Here is a 357-nt window from a genome sequence, read left to right on the forward strand (position 1 = left end):
TACGGCGCTTCGGCGCCGTACCCGAAAAGGCCGGAGCTGCCCGTCCGGGCCGCTGGAGCAGGTCAGAAGGCATGACAAAGCAACCCTTCAGGGCGGAAGCAAGGCGACACATCCACCGTACAGGAACGCCTGAACAGTTCTTCATGTGTTCTCGGTAGGATGGGCGGCATGGGTCACGGAGCCGACGACAAGAACCCCGCCACCGCCCGCGAGCGCCTGGATGCGGCGGGAGCCACCGATGTCGCCGCCACCCTCCAGGCCCTGGCGACCCCCTCACGGCTGTACATCCTGGCCCGTCTCCAGGAGGGCCCCTGCGCGGTCGGCGACCTCGCCGAGGCCGTGGGCATGGAAGCATCC

The 357-nt window shown here is 68.3% G+C and carries 1 protein-coding gene; it reads left to right on the top strand.

What is annotated here, in order from left to right; genetic code table 11:
• Positions 1–168: 168 nt before the first annotated feature.
• A partial coding sequence (locus ADK54_RS16665) for an ArsR family transcriptional regulator (protein WP_159047787.1) occupies positions 169–357 on the top strand: 189 nt, incomplete at its 3' end.

It is taken from the genome of Streptomyces sp. WM6378 (assembly GCF_001279695.1).
Classification (GTDB): domain Bacteria; phylum Actinomycetota; class Actinomycetes; order Streptomycetales; family Streptomycetaceae; genus Streptomyces.